The 19,099-nt window shown below is 44.0% G+C and carries 15 protein-coding genes; 12 read left to right on the top strand and 3 right to left on the bottom strand.

The annotated features are described in order from the left end of the window. The first annotated feature begins 6 nt into the window (after positions 1-6). Together V7K46_RS02305 and V7K46_RS02300 are read left to right on the top strand one after the other, a co-directional pair. A complete protein-coding gene (locus V7K46_RS02305; protein WP_335110636.1) occupies positions 7-714 on the top strand; it encodes a Uma2 family endonuclease in 708 nt (235 codons plus the stop codon). A 709-nt stretch (positions 715-1,423) separates the two neighbouring features. Then, positions 1,424-2,671 (top strand): serine/threonine-protein kinase, encoded by a 1,248-nt coding sequence (locus tag V7K46_RS02300; protein ID WP_335110634.1) that lies wholly within the window; start codon positions 1,424-1,426, stop codon positions 2,669-2,671. A 40-nt stretch (positions 2,672-2,711) separates the two neighbouring features. Here the strand turns inward: V7K46_RS02300 and V7K46_RS02295 are convergent, their stop codons facing one another. Beyond that, complete coding sequence (locus V7K46_RS02295; protein ID WP_335110632.1) at positions 2,712-3,620, bottom strand: Tll0287-like domain-containing protein; 909 nt, start codon at positions 3,618-3,620, stop codon at positions 2,712-2,714. Positions 3,621-3,914: 294 nt separating this feature from the next. On the opposite strand from V7K46_RS02295, the gene V7K46_RS02290 reads away from it, so the two are divergent. Continuing rightward, the gene (locus tag V7K46_RS02290) at positions 3,915-5,804 is read left to right on the top strand and encodes a serine/threonine-protein kinase (RefSeq protein WP_335110630.1); all 1,890 of its coding nucleotides are present in this window, start codon (positions 3,915-3,917) and stop codon (positions 5,802-5,804) included. A gap of 232 nt (positions 5,805-6,036) precedes the next feature. Next, complete coding sequence (locus V7K46_RS02285) at positions 6,037-6,930, top strand: SDH family Clp fold serine proteinase (RefSeq protein ID WP_334975426.1); 894 nt, start codon at positions 6,037-6,039, stop codon at positions 6,928-6,930. A gap of 30 nt (positions 6,931-6,960) precedes the next feature. On the opposite strand, the gene V7K46_RS02280 is transcribed toward V7K46_RS02285, so the two are convergent. Beyond that, positions 6,961-7,674: a peptidoglycan-binding domain-containing protein gene (locus V7K46_RS02280; RefSeq protein WP_335110628.1), complete on the bottom strand. Its 714-nt coding sequence runs from the start codon at positions 7,672-7,674 to the stop codon at positions 6,961-6,963. Between the two features lie 469 nt (positions 7,675-8,143). On the opposite strand from V7K46_RS02280, the gene V7K46_RS02275 reads away from it, so the two are divergent. The 7 genes from V7K46_RS02275 to V7K46_RS02245 all read left to right on the top strand — a co-directional run bounded on the left by V7K46_RS02275 (position 8,144) and on the right by V7K46_RS02245 (position 16,764). Then, on the top strand, positions 8,144-9,589 hold the full coding sequence (locus V7K46_RS02275; protein WP_335110626.1) for a hypothetical protein: 1,446 nt from the start codon (positions 8,144-8,146) through the stop codon (positions 9,587-9,589). Positions 9,590-9,765: 176 nt separating this feature from the next. After that, positions 9,766-10,227 (top strand): ribosome maturation factor RimP, encoded by a 462-nt coding sequence (gene rimP / locus V7K46_RS02270; protein ID WP_273766707.1) that lies wholly within the window; start codon positions 9,766-9,768, stop codon positions 10,225-10,227. A gap of 222 nt (positions 10,228-10,449) precedes the next feature. Further along, positions 10,450-11,727 carry a transcription termination factor NusA gene (gene nusA / locus V7K46_RS02265; protein ID WP_335110624.1) on the top strand — a complete coding sequence of 426 codons (1,278 nt, stop codon included), beginning with the start codon at positions 10,450-10,452 and terminating at the stop codon, positions 11,725-11,727. A gap of 148 nt (positions 11,728-11,875) precedes the next feature. Continuing rightward, positions 11,876-12,133, top strand: coding sequence for a YlxR family protein (locus V7K46_RS02260; protein WP_298906330.1), 258 nt, complete (start codon positions 11,876-11,878; stop codon positions 12,131-12,133). A 490-nt stretch (positions 12,134-12,623) separates the two neighbouring features. Further along, positions 12,624-15,782 (top strand): translation initiation factor IF-2, encoded by a 3,159-nt coding sequence (infB, locus tag V7K46_RS02255; RefSeq protein WP_335110622.1) that lies wholly within the window; start codon positions 12,624-12,626, stop codon positions 15,780-15,782. A gap of 105 nt (positions 15,783-15,887) precedes the next feature. After that, a complete protein-coding gene (locus tag V7K46_RS02250) occupies positions 15,888-16,508 on the top strand; it encodes a low-complexity tail membrane protein (protein WP_273766712.1) in 621 nt (206 codons plus the stop codon). A gap of 58 nt (positions 16,509-16,566) precedes the next feature. Beyond that, on the top strand, positions 16,567-16,764 hold the full coding sequence (locus tag V7K46_RS02245) for a hypothetical protein (RefSeq protein ID WP_335110620.1): 198 nt from the start codon (positions 16,567-16,569) through the stop codon (positions 16,762-16,764). Here the strand turns inward: V7K46_RS02245 and V7K46_RS02240 are convergent. Then, on the bottom strand, positions 16,753-16,908 hold the full coding sequence (locus tag V7K46_RS02240) for a hypothetical protein (RefSeq protein WP_335110618.1): 156 nt from the start codon (positions 16,906-16,908) through the stop codon (positions 16,753-16,755). The genes V7K46_RS02245 and V7K46_RS02240 overlap by 12 nt on opposite strands. A gap of 371 nt (positions 16,909-17,279) precedes the next feature. Here V7K46_RS02240 and V7K46_RS02235 point away from each other — a divergent pair, with 371 nt between their 5' ends. Next, positions 17,280-18,974 carry a DUF1565 domain-containing protein gene (locus tag V7K46_RS02235; RefSeq protein WP_335110616.1) on the top strand — a complete coding sequence of 565 codons (1,695 nt, stop codon included), beginning with the start codon at positions 17,280-17,282 and terminating at the stop codon, positions 18,972-18,974. Positions 18,975-19,099 lie beyond the last annotated feature (125 nt).

Raw genomic sequence — 19,099 nt, 5'->3', positions numbered from 1 at the left:
CCCATCATGACAGCCCTTACCCAAGACTACCAAATCACTTGGGAAAAACTACCCGATGATTACAAACTGCCAGACGATCCAGTGGACAACATCAGCCAACCAGCTTTAGCCGCAGCACTTACACAAAGCTTAGAACTTGCTGGAAAACTTCCACCTAACGCCCTCACACCAACAAATTACGGCATCTGCGCCACCTTGAATGGCAGAATCGTCGTTAAAGCTCCCGACTGGGCGTATATTCCCAAAATCAGCGTTGATAGAGAGGAAGTAATACGTAGTTATACTCCGCAGCTACAAGGAGACATCCCCATAATTGTAATGGAATTTCTTTCTGATACAGATGGTACAGAGTATTCCGTCAAACCGACATATCCCCCAGGAAAATGGTTTTTTTACGAGCGGATCTTAAAAGTGCCTAATTACATTATCTTTGATCCAAATAACGGCAGTTTAGAGATGTATCGCTTGTATAACGCAGAACAGTACATTTTGCAAGAGCCTGATGAAAATCAAAGCTACTGGATAGCCCAAATGAATCTTTACCTTGGGGTATGGCAAGGTACTCGGGAAAACCGCGCCGGAAAATGGTTACGGTGGTGGGATGAACAAGGAAACCTTCTGCTTTGGGGTGGAGAATTAGCCGAACAAGAACGCCAACGTGCTGAACGACTAGCAGCACAATTGCGGGCGGTGGGGATTGAGCCAGAGGTGTAATGACTTGTTGTTACGTCCTCCTAATGAAGATCCAAAGTCCTGCAAGAAACTGCTCAAGCCAAACGAAAAGCAGAACGTTTGCGTCACTTAAGCGTGAATCCTGATCAACTAGATAAATTATTCTAGCTTTAGGAGTCTTTTATTGTATACAGGATAATTTTCTGCTTTTGAAGAATCACCTGTACTGAAAACTTTGATGGCGGATGTTGAAGCAGCTATATCATAACGATATTCTCTCGCAGAAAGATTAACTTTTGAGAGCGATCGCATATTCAGCACTTGAAATACATATAATATTCCCTTTGGGAAGTTTATAGCAACCTCAGTTTTCTAGAATAAACCATAATGTCACGCTATATCCTTACTGTTCCAAAACTCAGTGCCAATTGAGTTATTAAGGGTAAGATGTGGTTCAGCAGCAAATCCAAAAGGCGATGCCCTGAACACTCGCAGATATTACCGCAGACACTAATTATCTTCCGGCTGCTAAAATACGTAAGTATGAGTAGTATGATCGAACTACTCAAGTAAAAATTGTCTACTTGATCATACAAGACCGTCGAAAGATTGTAGAAAAGTGTGTTTCCCTGTATTGATAGTAGTGCTAACCTCAATTTTAAGGATGTTATCAGCCTTTATCTGCTAGAGTTTCTGACTTTCAGCAAACAAGATAATCTATCAATAATAAAATCGCAAGGAGTGCGATGAGATGTCACAGTCCCCGATGACAAGACCAGAAATAACTGCTGGAACTCTAATCGATAACCGCTATACTATCCAAAAACTTCTAGGACAGGGAGGATTGGGACGAACTTACTTGGCGTTTGACACTCGTCGGTTTAATGAAGCTTGTGTTCTCAAGGAGTTTGCACCCATTGGCACAGGGGAAAGTGGACTGGAACAATATCGCAACTTATTTAAAAGAGAGGCAAAAATTCTTCATCAATTGCAACATCCTCAAATTCCCAAGTTTTTAGCTTGCTTTGAAGGAGATAATCGGCTGTTTCTAGTACAAGAGTATGTTGACGGTAAAACATATTCTCGGCTGCTGGGAGAACTTCAACGTCAAGGAAGAAACTTTTCCGAAGAGGAAGTTATAGAGTGGCTAAAGAATCTACTGCCTGTTTTGGAATATGTCCACCAACACAACATCATCCATCGAGATATTTCTCCTGACAACATCATGTTACCCGATGGCAAGGATCTGCCAGTGCTAATTGATTTCGGTGTAGGCAAGCAAATTGCTGATATTAACGAGGCGAGAAGTTCTAACCATCAGGTGACCTTTGTTGGCAAAATGTCCCTTGTAGGCAAAGTGGGATACGCTCCCCGTGAACAGATTAGCTTGGGTTTATGCTCCGCCTGTAGTGACCTTTATGCTTTGGGGGTAACAGCAATTGTATTACTCACAGGTAGAGATCCATCTTTACTAATGGATCAGTACTCCCTAGAATGGAACTGGCGTTATTATACCTATGTCACTGAGGATTTGGCTCAAGTACTTAATTATATGTTGGCAGATAGGCCTAACAACCGATACCAAACAGCCAGGGAAGTTCTTATAGATTTAGAGCGGATTGGAGAACCAGAAGTGGCAATGTCTCCTCCAATCATGGTTGATGATTTGCCTGCCACGATATTTAATCCGGAATTTCAGGCTATGTCGGCAATATCGCCGTCATCCAACCAACCTGGAGAAACAATTTTTAGTCCACCTACTTCACCTATTAATCCGCAAATTGGGCGAATTGAACAACAACCTTCACTCAAACCAGCATATATCAAACATTGTCAGCAAGAGTTAGCTTACCACATCGGACCAATGGCAAATCTGATTATAGAAGAAATATTAGCTGAAAATCCTTACATTTCGCCTGACCAATTTGTTGAACTGATCATCAGGGAAATTCCTGATTTTCAGGCAGCTTTTGAATTTAAAAAAAGCTTATTTTCATAGACATTTAGACCACTGTTAATTAAGGAGAATTTTGAATTTTTTAATCCACTGTACCTCCCTGAGTGCGTTTGATTCTTTTCATTGCCATTTCTAAACTTAACTGCATCCGTTTAAAAGCTTTAGCTAAATTACCGATTTCATCATTAGACATCTGCTCAAATTCAACTTCCATATGTCCCGTACTGACTTCTTCAGCTATGCGAGTCATGCGTTTGAGAGGCAAAACAACTTGTCGATTCAAGAAAAAGTTGACTAATAGGATAGTTGCTATAAATATAGTTGATACAATTAGGATAATGAGTAAAGAAGACTGATTAGCTTTGCTGATGACATTATTCGCCGGCACTGATATAATCTGAGCGCCAACAATTTCATTCAGCTTCCACCCAAATCCATTAGCTGTACCATACTGAGTAATCATACTTTGAGGTGCAGCTTCAGGTACGCTATGACATACCAGACAGCTTTGTTCCGAAATTGGCAGCGGACGAGCAATGTAAAAGATATCCCCACCAGGAATTGAGCGAAATCCACTCACTTCTTTAAGGTCTGATTTATTTCTGAACCTTTCTACAATTTCCGTCTCAAAACTGTCAGCCTTATCCCGAAGATTTGTGGGATTGAGAGTTGCTTCTTTATAAAAGAAGTCACGGTAATCTGTCGTTTTTCGTAAAATTTCAAATACCTCGCGTGCTGAGTATGCAGGCACACTTTGCGGCAAAAACTCAGTTGCCAATTTATCAGCTAGCTCTGGATTAACTTGAGTACTGGTGTATTTACGAACAGAACTCATTGTTTGCATGAGTATAAGACCTGTTGAGCTAATATCTTGTTTAGCATTCTCCCTGAGCAGAGAAGAAAGAGCAAATCCACTCAAGCTCAGACCAAATGTTAGAATTACCAGTAGTAAAATTGTAAACTTTTGTTTCAGCTTCAAATTCTTTAGCATAATTCTAAATTACCTACAATTCAAATTATTATGAACAAATATGGTGAAACTTATCGTTTACTTTATCATGATCAATCAACTCTCATATTAGGGTGTGAAAACATCGTTTAGCTAAAACTATTAAAGTAGACGCAACTTTATACTATTAGTAATTATTCAGGTTAATGAAAATGTTCTCTAAGTAACTAAGTCATAAAAAGCTACAACAGCAATTCAAATGGAATTCCCAAAAATTCGTATTGGCTGTTTTGATACTGTGCCAAAATAAATACCAGCAATTGTCAAATATTACTAATGGTGTGGAATGCAAGAAAGTCTTTATTCGGGGGACGCTACATTATTGAAAGCCAACTAGGTGAAGGCGGAATTGGCATTACTTACCTTGCCAGAAATCAACAAAATCAACTGCGAGTAATTAAAACCCTCAAAGAAGAAATCCTGAACCACCCTGCCTGGATACTCCACCGAAACAAGTTACGGCAAGACTTCCGTGATGAAGCAGTTCGGCTAGCTGTGTGTCACCATCCTCATATAGTACAGATAGAAACCATCTTCGATGAGGGAAATTTGCCCTGCATGGTGATGGAGTACATTGAAGGCGAAGACTTAGGACAATACTTGAGACGGATGGGGGTGCTATCAGAAGCAGAAGCGCTGCTGTACATCCGGCAAATTGGCGACGCTTTGACGCTAATTCATTCTAAAGGACTGCTGCATCGGGATTTGAAACCACGTAATATTATGATCCGCATTGATAAATCAGAAGCAGTACTGATAGACTTTGGCATCGCTAGAGAATTTATTCCCAATATGATTCAAAGGCATACAGTGTATCGCACTCCTGGTTTTGCCCCACCTGAGCAATATGAATCAGAAGCACCACGAGGAGAATACATTGATATCTACGCCTTAGCTGCTACCTTGTATAATTTGCTCACCGCCGTTATACCGACGAGTGCAGATGATAGACGTCACAATATTAATTTAGAACCACCACAATATTTTAATCCTAATATCAGTAACAGAGTCAATCAGGCTATTATATGCGGCATGGATCTGGAGTCAACCTATCGTCCCCAGTCTGTGCAGGAGTGGTTGGATTTATTGGGATCTGACACAGGAAAGAATGTAGTATTAGTAACGCATGAGGTAGTGAAACCGCTTAGACTTAAACCACCTCCACCTGTTGTATTAAATCAGCATAACTGGCAATGCATACAGACCCTCAAAGGTCATTCTAGTATGGTTCATGCGATCGCCATTAGCCCAAACGGGCAATTGATTGCTAGTGGCAGTAATGACCATACTATTAAACTTTGGCAAGTGGGTACTGGCAAGCTAGTGCGTCAACTGGGTCGTTGGTCTTCTGGTCATTCCAGTATGGTTCATTCCGTCGCCTTTACCCCAATCTCTCCAAACCTTTCTTATCAAGGAGAGTCGGGCAAATCTGCGAAAGTTGCAGAGCTGAACTGGGGAATCTTGGCTAGCGGTAGTTGGGATAACACAATCAAATTGTGGGATGTAAACACAGGCAAAGAAATTCGTACTCTCGTTGGTCATGCTAATTGGGTGAATTCCGTTACCTTTAGTCCAGATGGTAAGTTTCTAGCTAGTGGCAGTGCTGACTGCACAATTAAACTGTGGCAAGTACACACAGGCATAGAAATCCAAACTCTCATAGGTCATTCTGACTCAGTTTCTTCAGTCGCCTACTCTCCAACGATGCCGACAACGAATAGCAAAGATAGACTGCTTGTGGCTAGTGGTAGTAATGACTACACCATCAAATTATGGCAAGTATACACAGCCAGAAACATTTCCACATTATTAGGCCATTCTTTCTTCGTCAACTGTATCGCCTTCAGCCAGGATGGGGAAATTATCGCCAGTGGCAGTGGTGACAACACGATTAAACTATGGCATGTAAATACAGGCAGAGAAATTCGTACTCTCATTGGTCATTCTGATTCAGTTTGGTCAGTCGCCTTTAGCCAGAATGGGGAACTTCTAGCTAGTGGCAGTTGGGATAACACTATCAAACTATGGCACGTAAACAGTGGCAGAGAAATCAGCACACTTACAGGGCATTCCAACTATGTTAGATGCGTCGCCTTCAGTCCTAATGGCCAAACCCTAGTCAGCGGTGGTGATGACGATACTATCAAGATTTGGCGACGGAGATAATAAATAATTCCTAATGACGCTCTTACGTTGCTTTAAGCGAACGCAAGAGCGTCTCGCTTAGGGCGCAGCCTTTCGTAGACAAGGCTTTACGCTACCAAGAGAGTAATTTGTAATTCCGAATCTTTTTGCTTGGTCTGATTAGATACTTTTAGCCTACAGATAGAACTGCGATCGCCCAAAACTTGTGACAATAATGACGACAACCGTTATTTTTGAACAAGAATTAATATTTATGGGCTTTGGTATCGGTGATTTATTCTGGATTTTCCTCCTTCTCACTTCTTTGCAACCCCTTTGGCAAAAACGTCAAATAGAATATCGGCGCTTGCGTGCTTTACAAGAATTCCAGCAGGAACGCAAAAGTCGGGTGATTTTGCTGATTCACCGCCAAGAGTCTATTAGCTTTCTGGGAATTCCCTTATCTCGCTACATTACTATCGAAGACTCAGAACAGATACTGCGAGCAATTCGCCTTACACCCCCAGATGTGCCGATTGACTTAATTTTGCACACTCCTGGTGGTTTGGTTTTGGCTACCGAACAAATCGCCAGAGCATTAATTCGCCACCAGGCAAAAGTTACAGTCTTTGTACCTCACTACGCCATGAGTGGCGGTACTATGCTTGCCCTCGCCTCTGATGAAATTATTATGGATGCTAACGCTGTCTTAGGGCCAGTTGATCCCCAATTGGGTAATTACCCCGCAGCGAGTATCCTGAAAGTTGTTGAAGATAAACCTATTGGTGAGATTGATGACCAAACCCTAATAATGGCCGACCTCTCACGCAAAGCAATTGGGCAAGTACAGCGGTTTGTACGGACTCTGCTTAAAGACAGTATACCCAAACAAAAAGTTTTGCCAGAAAATATTGAATCAATTATCGAAGCCTTGACAACCGGGCGCGTCACTCACGACTATCCCATCACTATTGAGGAAGCAACAGAAATGGGGCTGCCCGTAACTGTCGGACTGCCCCATTCTATTTATGATCTCATGGATTTGTACCCACAGCCACAAGGAGGGCGACCCAGCGTCCAGTACATTCCTATGCCTTACAATGACCGCCGTCCAACTCTACCTACACCCAAGGGCAGACCCTTAGAAGAACCAAATCAAATGATTTGAGACTTTGGGGTAGGAATTTTTTTGTGACGTCTAGGGTGTAGCTGTCGGTGTAGCTGTTGGTGTAGCTGTTGGCGTAGCTGTTGGCGTAGCTGTCGGCGTAGCTGTTGGCGTAGCTGTCGGTGTAGCTGTTGGCGTAGCTGTTGGTGTAGCTGTCGGTGTAGCTGTTGGTGTAGCCGTCGGTGTAGCCGTCGGTGTACCTCTTGGCGTAGTTCTTGGCGTAGCTCTTGGCGTAGCTCTTGGCGTAGGCGTCGGTGTAGCTGTCGGCTGACTGAAGACTGTCTTTGCTTCTTCATTCAGCTTTTGGCGGAGTGCTAAATTAGCAATTCCAGTTTCTTGCAACTGATATTTCTTCTGATACTCCTTCACCACTGCTTCCGTGCGGGAACCATAAAAATAATCGCGGGGAAGGGGAGGATTTGGCTTCACCACTGCATTCAAATTTGTTTGCAGAATTTTTATGATGTTAGCAGCAAAATCTTGGGTTTTTCGTCCTGCTATCCCATCAACTGGTTGTAGCTTATACCCCGTTTGAAATTCACGAATTGCCTTTTTAGTTTGATTATCCGTCAAAGGCGTATTTGTTAGCTTGACGTTATAGCCTAATCCTCGCAACACAGCACGAAATTGCTGTGGCGTATAGCTACGTTGAGAGGCCGCGAAACCTGTGTCTGCAATTACCAAACTAGCAGTTATCAGGCAGGTAGCTGCAAAAGTCGCGCTTGATTTTCCAAACCCACACCACATATTTAAAACTCCTTTGGATTAAATCAGCAGGATCATAAAGGTTAACAGCTGCATTTTAAGTTTGTTTAATAACTTTTTTCGCTATTTTTTAATGATTTTTGAATAATTTATGATTTATTTTTGTCAAATTTAACTAGATTTAAAAAAACTAATTTGTGTCATCTATCAAAAGAAGTATCTTGTATTAGCAGAGATACAGCGGTTATTATTTGAATCGAATACACTCCTTGAACACTAAATTAAAGTAGGGGCGTACATTTGTGCGCTTCTGAGTTGAGTTGAATACAGACCTAACAAGAACAGCCCCAACGCTACAAGGGTTGGGGAGTAAGATTCAAAGCTTCGGCATCGGACGCCAGTGGCTCCTCCTTTCAGGAGAGAAGAATGGAACTGAGGTCAGAGTGTGTTGGATACAAACGAGAAACGCTATATTCCAAATATCCAAAAAGCGTATAATATATGACAAAAAATGAAAAATCTAAAATCTTCTAAGCAGCGGAATCTTTGGTTTGAAAGATTTATGGCAATTACTGCCACCGTAAATTTAGGTTTAGTTTTGTTTGATTTAAGTTACGTACCTTGGCGAGATTTCTACTTGCGAAAACTTCCCCAAATTATTGAGATTTATGACCCAATAAAAGGTATCGAACCCCATCGAGAGACGAAAAATTATTTAGAACAAGTAAAGGCATTAGAAGAACAAGTCAGCCAAACAGGATTACAGTCGCCTCAGGTAAATAGCAGGCTAGAGGAAATAAAGCGTCTGAGCAATGAGATGATTGACACTAACCCATTTGCGGGAGTGAACAAGAGTGGTACTCTAGAAAAAATCAAAAAGCGGATGCGATCGCACATCGGTAACGAATCAGCAAAACAGTCCTTTGCCACTTTTTGGAGTCAACCTCGTCTATCACAAAATGGCTGGGTTAAAGAAATTAATTTTTTTAACCAGAGCATTCGCCCTTTGATTGCCTCTAATTACTACCGCCAAATCGGTGAAAATGGCGAATTTGTTGATAATTTCTGGAAAATTGACTTACCCTTTGTAATTTTATTTGGTGTAGAATTGCTGGGGCGTACCTTCCTTCTCAGACGCCAACATCCTGGTTTTAGCTGGTTGGAAGCAGTATTGTGGCGTTGGTATGATTTATTTTTACTACTGCCATTTTGGCGGGGGTTGCGAATCATACCTGTATTAATTCGCCTCGATCAAGCGCGGTTATTGGAGCTGCATCCAGTGCGAAAGCAAATTAATCAGGGGATTGTCGCCAATTTTGCCGAAGAACTCACAGAAATTGTAGTGGTAAGGGTAATCAATCAGGTTCAGGGTTCAATTCAGCGAGGTGAGTTGACGCGCTGGCTCTCACAACAGGAAAATTTACGTCCCTACATAGATATTAATAATGTGAATGAAGTGGAAGCGATCGCAGGTCTTTTGGTAAAAACAATTGTCTACCAAGTGCTACCCAAAATTCAACCTGCGATCGTTGCCATTTTGTGCCACAACATCGAAACCGTCTTCCATCAAGTCCCCGTCTACCGCAACCTCCAGAACTTCCCTGGCGTGGGACAAGCCCAAACCCAGTTAAGTGAACAACTGGCGACCCAAATTACAACTAATCTTTACAAAACTTTAGTTAGTGCTGTTGAAGACCCTGTAGGAGCAAAACTCACCAGTCAACTGGTACAAAGCTTCAGCGACGCCTTAGGATCTGAAATAAAGGAAAAACACGTACTTTCAGAAATTCAGAGTTTACTTTTTGACTTTTTAGAGGAAATCAAACTCAACTATGTCCAGCGTTTATCCCAAGAAGACATAGATCAAATTATTGAGCAAACCCGGCAGCTACGAACACAAGTATCAGTTCCAGCAGTAGTGGATAAAGGTACTATCCCAAAAATACGGGAAGGGTAGGTAAAGCAGAGGAGCAGGGGGAGAATTTTTAACTCTTGACTAATGACTAATGACTATCCAAGAAATGCGCTAAACTCGAATTAGGCGAATCATCATTGGTTCGTCACAAGACTTCTTGAAAGATATATCTATCGCAGGAAGTGGGTCGAAGCCCACTTTTTTTATTGAATTCTCTCATGGCTCATCCTTTAGTTCCACAAATTATTGATTTGGCGACACCAGTGGCAGAAGAACTGGGATTGGAAGTGGTTGGCGTGGTTTTTCACACTAACCAAAGTCCACCAGTGTTGCGGGTAGACATTCGCAATCCTGAGCAAGACACTGGGTTGAATGATTGTGAGAGGATGAGCCGTGCTTTAGAAGCCTCCTTAGATGCTGCTCAAATCGTTCCAGATGCCTATGTCTTGGAAGTGTCCAGTCCTGGTATTTCGCGGCAACTGGTAACAGACAGGGAGTTTATTTCCTTTAAAGGATTTCCTGTCATCGTCTCCACAACGCCCCCCTACGACGGACAACAAGAGTGGACTGGTCAGTTGATTCGCCGGGATGAGACAGCACTTTACTTAAACCAAAAAGGTCGTGTAGTCGAAATTCCCTGCTCCTTAATTACTAAGGTGCAGTTAGACGAGCGCCGATAAACGAAGGGCTAGGGCTTAGGAGTTAGAGACTAGAGCACCTTGGCTCAAGGCTAAAGATTAGGGGCTAGAGGTTATGAACTAAGGGCTAGAGATTAGGGGTTAGTGTAAAGCTATTCTCTAATCCCTAGCTCTATCTAATGCATAGTTTTTAGTCCCCATTACCCCTTATCCCCTTTAGGGGCCCCGAGTTCCCCACTCCCTAATTTTTAAAGGAGATTGCTTATGTCAATGGTTACTTTACCTGGATTAAAAGAATTAATTGAAAGTATAAGTCGCGAGCGGAATTTACCCCGGCTTGCAGTCCAATCAGCTATTAGAGAAGCACTACTCAAAGGCTACGAACGTTATCGTCGCGCCCAAAATTTAGAGCGCAAACAGTTTGACGAAGATTATTTTGAGAATTTTGAAGTAGAACTCGATATTGAAGGAGAAGGATTTCGCGTTCTTTCCACCAAAACTATTGTTGAAGAAGTCAATAACACAGACCACCAGATTTCCTTAGACGAAGTTCAACAAGTAGCTCCCGAAGCGCAGTTAGGAGACTCTGTGGTGCTGGATGTTACCCCTGACCAAGGTGAATTTGGTCGGATGGCGGCGATGCAAACCAAGCAGGTACTGGCGCAAAAATTACGGGATCAACAGCGCCAAATGGTGCAAGAAGAGTTCCAAGATTTGGAAGGAACTGTGCTGCAAGCAAGAGTCCTGCGGTTTGAACGGCAATCAGTGGTTCTAGCAGTTAGCAGTAACTTTGGTCAGCCAGAAGTAGAAGCCGAATTACCGAAGCGAGAACAGCTGCCCAATGATAATTATCGGGCAAATGCCACCTTCAAGGTATATCTTAAAAAAGTATCTCAAGGTCAGCAACGAGGGCCACAGTTGCTTGTGTCTCGTGCTGATGCTGGTTTGGTGGTTTATCTTTTCGCCAACGAAGTCCCAGAAATCGAAGATGAAGTGGTACGGATTGTTGCCGTAGCTAGGGAGGCAAACCCCCCTTCCCGTTATGTCGGTCCCCGGACTAAAATAGCAGTAGATACTCTTGATCGCGATGTAGACCCAGTAGGCGCTTGTATTGGAGCCAGGGGATCGCGAATTCAAGTGGTAGTCAACGAATTACGCGGTGAAAAAATAGATGTAATTCGCTGGTCACCAGACCCAGCAACATATATTGCTAATGCTTTAAGTCCAGCCCGGGTGGATGAAGTACGCCTAATGGACCCAGATTCCCGGCAAACTCACGTACTAGTGGCTGAAGATCAACTGAGTTTGGCCATAGGGAAAGAAGGACAAAATGTCCGTTTGGCAGCCCGCCTGACTGGTTGGAAAATTGACATTAAAGACAAAGCTAAGTATGACTATGCAGGAGAGGATGCAAAATTTACAGCTGTAAGAACAAAATATCAATCAGAGGAAGATGATCTTGACTTTGAGGAAGAAGAGTTAGATGAAAATCAGGACGAATTAGAAGAGGAGGATACTTTTGACACTAACGACGATGAATAATTGATTAATTTTGTAAAGTTTTGATACTGTTGATTGTAGTCTCAGTCTCAAGGATTATTTTCTCAAAGGCTACTTGGTATAAGTAAAAAATAGTAATAATAAACTTCTTTTTACATCCAAAATCCTGGACTGAGATCGCATAGAACCAATGAAACCAAATTATCGGCGCTGTATTAGTTGCCGCAAAGTAGGCTCAAAAGATGAATTTTGGCGGATTGTCCGCGTCTTTCCATCGGGAAAGGTACAATTAGATCAGGGCATGGGGCGTTCTGCCTATATTTGTCCAGAAACGAGTTGCTTACAAGCGGCTCAAAAAAAAAATCGACTAGGGCGATCGCTACATGCATCAGTGCCAGAAACACTGTACCAAAGCTTGTCGCAACGTCTAGCCCGCACCAATACGTAAAACCAAATTTAGTTGGAATAACTTTGTGAGGTGATCACCAGAGGAATTGTGCCAAAGCCGAAGTCGTGCTTTCATCACACCCTCTGTTGATCGTTAAGGTTAGTGTCAAAATAGTAAATGGGTGTAAAAGGCATTCGGCTCTCTAATAATTAAGAGGGGCGAGGCAATATTCCCAGAACAATATGATGTAATCGATTGTGTTGTGGAAGACTCAGAATCAACAAAACAAGAAACTACAAAATGGCAACCTGGTAGCGCTCAGGCGCAGTTCGGCGTCAATTCCCATAAAAATCTTTTAAAGAAATTTTTATGGGTCTCCCTCAACCATCATTCCTGGTGGGGATGCCATTATTAAACCGAAACATCTCTCTTTCCTGATTGGAGGCACCGGCAAAAACTGAACGGCAATCTAAAAACAGTAATCCAAGGATGGAGATGTCGCAAACCAGGCAACCATCCGCTAAAACTGTAAATTAAAGGGGAAGAGTGGATGAACAACGGCAAAGTTAGAATCTATGAATTATCAAAGGAATTGAATTTGGATAACAAAGAGCTACTAGCAATTTGCGACCAGCTCGACATTGCGGTCAAAAGCCATAGCAGCACGATTTCAGAATCCGAGGCAGAAAACATCCGGGCGGCAGCAGAAAAGCTTGCAGCTACGAGTGTGTCCGCCAAAAAGGAACTAGGTACAACCAGCCATAAACCAAATTCACCAGCGAACGGTGGACTCCCGCGACCTGCTGCACCCCACAAACAGCAAATTTTGGAAATACGCAAACCCAAAATATTGAGAAATACTACCTCCAACGCCTCCGAGGCGTCACTTGCTACCAATACCCAAGCTGCCTTGTCTGAAGCTAATCCTCCCTCTCCTCCACGGCCCTTCGCTACACCAGTCTCACCCATGAAGCCGACGGCACCAACTCGACCTGTACCCCGGAATCAAGCTGAGACCCAAGAGCAACCAACGATCACAGACTTGGAACAAACGCCTAATCCAAATCAGGCGCCGGAAAAAATAGCATCCCAAAAACCGGAAAAAATAGTTCCACCCAGACCGAAATCGGAAAAACCTCAAAAACCGCAACTAGTTGCCCCTCCAGCAAGACCTGCAGAAGAAGTTGTCCAGGTGGCAGATGAGCAAGTATCTCAGGCAGACAAACCGATCCTCAAACGCGACCAACGGCTACGGCCCGTTGAAGGCGATCGCGATCAAATTAAGCCAAAAGTTGCGAAGCTGCCAACTGACCAGTCCCCACAATCTGCACCACAAAGGCAGGCTCGTCCCACTCCTGCACCCAGCAGACCAGAGCAGAGGGGCAGTAGACCATCTTCACCATCACAACTACCAGAGGGGCAACGGCCCAGGCCAGCCCGTCCTGGTGAAGCTGTAGCAGCCGCAATGCCGATCGCTACTCCACCCAGACAGATATCAGGAATAGCAGGCAAATCTCAAGGATTGGGTGATGAGCCAGTCGCACCTGATCTCCTCGATTTGAAACGCCCTAGTCCGCCTCGCCCAACCAAAGGCGGCAAAAAGTGGGTAGAAGAGGAAATAATTGACGAAGTTAAAGAGAAGGCTAAAGCTGGCGTCAAAGGCAAGCGGATCAAGCCGATATTGGATGATGAGTTTGAAGAAGATTTGCTGGATGATGACGATCTCGACTCACCAGCCACCGTCCAAGTCAGCCTTTCCATTGCCCGTCCTCCCAAACCCAAAGCCACTCGGCCTGTGCAGATGCCAGGTGCAACCCTTGCTAGCGCCCCAACTGCTAGAGGAAGTAGAAAGTCTGGTTCCAAGTCGGGTTCTGGCCGTGACCATCACAATAATAACCGTCGCCAACAAGAAGCCGATACAAAACGTGACCGTCCCGAAAAGGTCGTGATCACAGGCCCGTTGACTGTGCAAGAACTGTCTGACGTTTTAGCCGTTGCCGATACAGAGATTGTAAAAATCCTGTTCCTCAAAGGCATGGCGGTGAGTATCACCCAAAATCTGGATATTCCAACAATTACCCTGGTAGGAAAAGAACTAGAAATAGAAGTCGAAACCGCCGAGCGAGAAGCAGAAGCTCGGAAAATTACGGAAATGGTCGGCGCAGAAGACCTAGAATATCTCCACCGCCGTCCGCCAGTTGTGACAATTATGGGTCACGTAGACCACGGTAAAACAACCCTGCTCGACTCAATCCGCAAAACAAAAGTGGCTGCTGGCGAAGCTGGGGGTATCACTCAACACATTGGTGCATACCATGTGGATGTGGAACATGAGGGTAAACCGCAGCAAATAGTCTTCCTGGATACCCCCGGTCACGAAGCCTTTACAGCTATGCGGGCACGAGGAGCGCGGGTAACAGACATTGCCGTGTTAGTAGTGGCTGCTGATGATGGTGTCCGTCCCCAAACCATTGAAGCCATTAGCCACGCCCAAGCAGCAGGAGTGCCAATTGTCGTTGCCATCAACAAAATTGACAAAGAAGGGGCACAACCAGAGCGGGTGAAACAAGAACTCACCCAGTATGGTTTGACCGCAGAAGACTGGGGTGGTGAAACAATCATGGTTCCCGTGAGCGCTATCAGGGGTGAAAATCTGGATACGCTCTTAGAGATGATTCTCTTAGTAGCAGAGGTTGGAGAACTATCTGCCAATCCAGATCGTGCCGCCAAAGGAACTGTGATTGAGGCACATCTGGATAAAGCTAAGGGAGCAGTTGCTACCCTGCTAATTCAGAATGGCACCCTGCATGTAGGAGATATCTTGGTAGCTGGCTCGGCTTTCGGTAAAGTCCGGGCGATGGTGGATGACAGAGGCAAGAGAGTAGATATTGCTTCTCCCTCCTTTGCTGTCGAGGTACTAGGTTTAAGTGATGTGCCAGCAGCAGGCGACGAGTTCGAGGTCTTCCAGAACGAGAAAGAAGCCAGAGCACTCGCTAGCGATCGCGCAGACAGACAACGCCTATCCCGCCTGTTGCAGGGTCGTGTTACCCTGACAACCCTCTCGGCTCAAGCCCAAGAAGGCGAGTTGAAAGAACTCAACTTGATCTTGAAAGGAGACGTACAAGGTTCGGTGGAAGCCATTGTGGGAGCGCTGAAGCAAATCCCGCAAAACGAAGTCCAAATTCGGATGCTATTGGCTACTGCTGGAGAAATCACCGAGACAGATATCGACTTAGCAGCTGCCAGTAACGCTGTGATTATTGGCTTCAACACCACCTTCGCCAGTGGCGCCAGACAAGCCGCCGATGAAGCAGGTGTAGATGTTCGAGAATATAACGTAATCTACAAACTCCTGGAAGATATCCAAGATGCCTTGGAAGGTCTTTTGGAACCAGAGTTGGTGGAAGAACCCTTGGGTCAAACCGAAGTCCGTGCTGTCTTCCCAGTCGGACGTGGTGCTGTTGCCGGTTGCTACGTTCAATCTGGCAAGTTAGTTCGCAACTGTAAAGTCAGGGTGCGACGCGGCGGTAAAGTGATCTTTGAAGGCGTCCTTGACTCCCTAAAACGGATGAAAGAAGATTCTCGTGAGGTCAACGCCGGTTATGAATGCGGTGTCGGCATGGATAAATTCAATGATTGGGTTGAAGGTGACATCATCGAAGCCTATCAAATGGTTACCAAGCGCCGTACTCTCACCTTAACGAGATAGTGTTGAGGGTAAAATGGTTAGAAGTTAGGAGTGATAAATTAGGAGTTAGGAGTTAAAGGCTGCTAATTCCTAACTCCTAACTCTTAACTCACAACTTTTTATAATATGCATTCATTTCGCTCTGAACCTATTTTGTGGATTCACGTCGCTGGACTGGCGACATTGCCTGTTTTTTTAGTCCTCTGCTTATTGTTTTTATCTGTAGGCGAGCGATTTTTGCCAGTCTGGATGGAGCTATTCTTAGTTGCCGCCATTGGTATTTTGCCCCTGCTATGGATGCAGTTACGTCGCCCTTTTTATATATTTGCTCTTTTAGGAATAGCCTTAAAGCCAGAAAATCTGACTGAGCGGCAGCGAAAAATTCTCTGTTTAATTAATACAAAGTTAAATCGTATCCTGGCATTAGTGGCAGCAGTATTGTCGGTTTGGGTGCTGTGGCATCTCTACCAAATTGCCCCATTAGTCGCAAATTCAGCTAAATTTCTTCCCCAATGGCGCAGCCTCGCACTAGTGCTTGCGGGGTTAGCCTTTTTGGGCAGCAATTTATTTTTACAAATACCTGTGAGTGTAATGCGAGTTTTGGTGACTAATGACACAGAATTCGCTGGACTAGAGCCATTATCTTTAGAAAAGATTAAGCAGGATTTCACAATTTTAGGGGTGCGGGTTAATCAAATCGTGCCCAAATTATTGCAATCCTTGTTTAGGATTAATAGAGATTCGTAGCATACCAATGCCCAATCCCCAGTTACCGTTGAAGTTTAAAACAAAGGAATGAGAAACTATGGCTCAAATTCCAGCTTCTAGCGATCGCCAATTTTCTGCTGATCCCGAAATTTGGTATAACCTCAAATGCGCCATCTCCACTAGTTCCGGTTTTCAACGCTGGCAACTAGAACCCAATGCTCAATTACAGGAAATTAGCTTGGAACAGCAAGTACAACGGTATTTAAGAGAAACTTTAGAAACTTTAGCTTACTAAACACCAAATAAATCTTGTAGGCTTGTTTGCAAGCGACGAAGTTGACGGATATGCACTCTCCAAGCGATGCCTACGGCGGTAAACTACGCCATCAACTTCTACTTCATTTTTTGGATAATTCTTAATAATTTCAATCAGCGACACCTGCCCGTTTTGACTCGCAGAAAGTATTAACGCGGCTCGTCAAGCCTGCCGAGCGGCTTTGGGAGACGGTGTATAAATAACTAAGCCCGTAGTACAGCTTGGCGAGAAAATCTAGCTACCATCTCAATTAACACGACTTGGGGCAAAATTCCCTTGTTAAAGGTAGACAAACTGACGCTACAATCTACTAGTAAAATTTTATGAATAAAATAATATAACTAATGTATAAGTTCTGTGATCTATCTAGGGAATTTAGCTGAATCAGCGCTAATCATCCAGTATAGTTTGGCATGGGTTTTAAAGCAGCTACAAGGCTGCTAACTTCAACCTTGTTTGACATCCGCTAATTCAGCACATCACAGACGGAAAAAATGAAATATCGGGGTTTTCACATTTCTCTAGCGAAAAATTTTCGCCTTTTTTCTAGCAGTCATCTCAGATATACTTTACGCGTAGGAGCCGGACTAACGGCAATGCTTGTTGTTTCTAGTGGGTCAATACTACTACCGGGTGAGGTTAATGCTGGTGCTACTCACCCAGAAGGTATCGCCCCAACTATCACAGCGCAAGCTCCTGCAACTGCCGCAGTGATTTACGTTAATTCAGCAACTGGTGCAGATAGTGCTGGTGCTGGTACAACCTCAGCTGCACCCTATAAGAGCATCAGTTTCGCTCTCAGTCAAGCCCAAACAGGTGCAGTTATTCAACTAGCACCTGGGAATTATAACCAGGAAAGTGGCGAAACCTTCCCGCTATTGCTTAAACCAGGGGTGACACTCCGGGGTGATGAAGCTAGTAAAGGTCAGGCAATATTGATTACAGGTGGAGGATTCTACACTAGTCGCACCTTTGCCAGGCAGGACATTACCATCCTTGCCGACCAAGATACCACGATCGCTGGTGTCACCGTCACCAACCCAAATAGCCGGGGTACGGCTGTGTGGGTGGAGTCAACTAATCCCACTATCCAAAACAGTACTTTTACTAACAGTGTCAGAGAGGGTGTTTTTGTCACGGGTACAGCCAATCCCAAAATTGAAAGTAACCTTTTTGTGCAAAACAAAGGCAACGGGATTTCAGTTGCTAAAGCTGCCCAAGGAGAAATTCGGAATAACTTATTTCAGGATACTGGTTTTGGTCTAGCGATCGGTGGCACTTCCACACCCCAAATTGTGGAAAACCAAATCATCGAAAATCAAGACGGTCTTTTTATCTCAGAGTCAGCAAAGCCTATATTGCGTAAGAATGTCATTCAGAACAATAAGCGGGATGGCTTAGTAGCAACTGTCAACGCTCTACCCGACCTTGGCACCAACGAAAATCCTGGTGGCAATCTTATCCGCAATAACACTCGTTATGATCTGAACAACGCCACCAAAACCGGTAAAATTGTCGCTGTTGGCAACGATATCGATCAGAAAAAGATTTTTGGCTCAGTAGATTTTGTTGCCGCAACTGTTGATGTACCCCCTGGAGGGCCTGTGGCCTTTAAGGATGTGCCAGCAAATTACTGGGCAAAAAGCTACATCGAAGCTTTAGCCTCCCAAAATATTATTGCTGGCTTTCCTGATCGCAGCTTTAAACCCAATGAACCTGTAACCCGCGCTCAATTTGCCACTATTGTCACTAAAGCCTTAACACCACCAAGCAAACGCGCAGGCATTCAGTTTAAGGATGTAGCAAGCAATTTCTGGGCTTACGCTGCAATTCAATCCGCTTATCAGAGTCAATTTGTTTCTGGTTATCCCGATGGGACTTTTAAGCCACAGCAGCAAATTCCCAGAGTGCAGGCGTTAGTAGCTTTAGCGAATGGTTTGGGCTTAACTGCGAATAATCAGAGTGTCCTTTCCTTTTACACCGATGCTGCCCAGATTCCTGGTTATGCGATCGCTCCTGTTGCTGCTGCAACTGCACGGCAACTAGTGATCAACTATCCCACAGCGAAGCAACTCAATCCTAATCGTCAGGCGACTAGAGCTGAAGTTGCTGCCTTTGTTTACCAGGCACTCGTCAATGCTGGACGTGCGCAAGCAATTCCTTCATCCTATTTGGTAACGGTTCAGTAAATGCGTAGTTAGCAAATTAGAAGCGCCAGACTAACAAATTATCAGTCTGGCGCTTGCAATTAATGTGAGTTTTATTAATTTTAAGGGTCTTTAAATATAGCTGACCCCATTTGAAAGTGATTGGG

The sequence above is a fragment of the Nostoc sp. genome, from assembly GCF_036917395.1.
GTDB lineage: Bacteria > Cyanobacteriota > Cyanobacteriia > Cyanobacteriales > Nostocaceae > Nostoc.
Note: the sequence above shows the minus strand (reverse complement) of the source record. Positions and strands in the feature narration are given on the sequence as shown.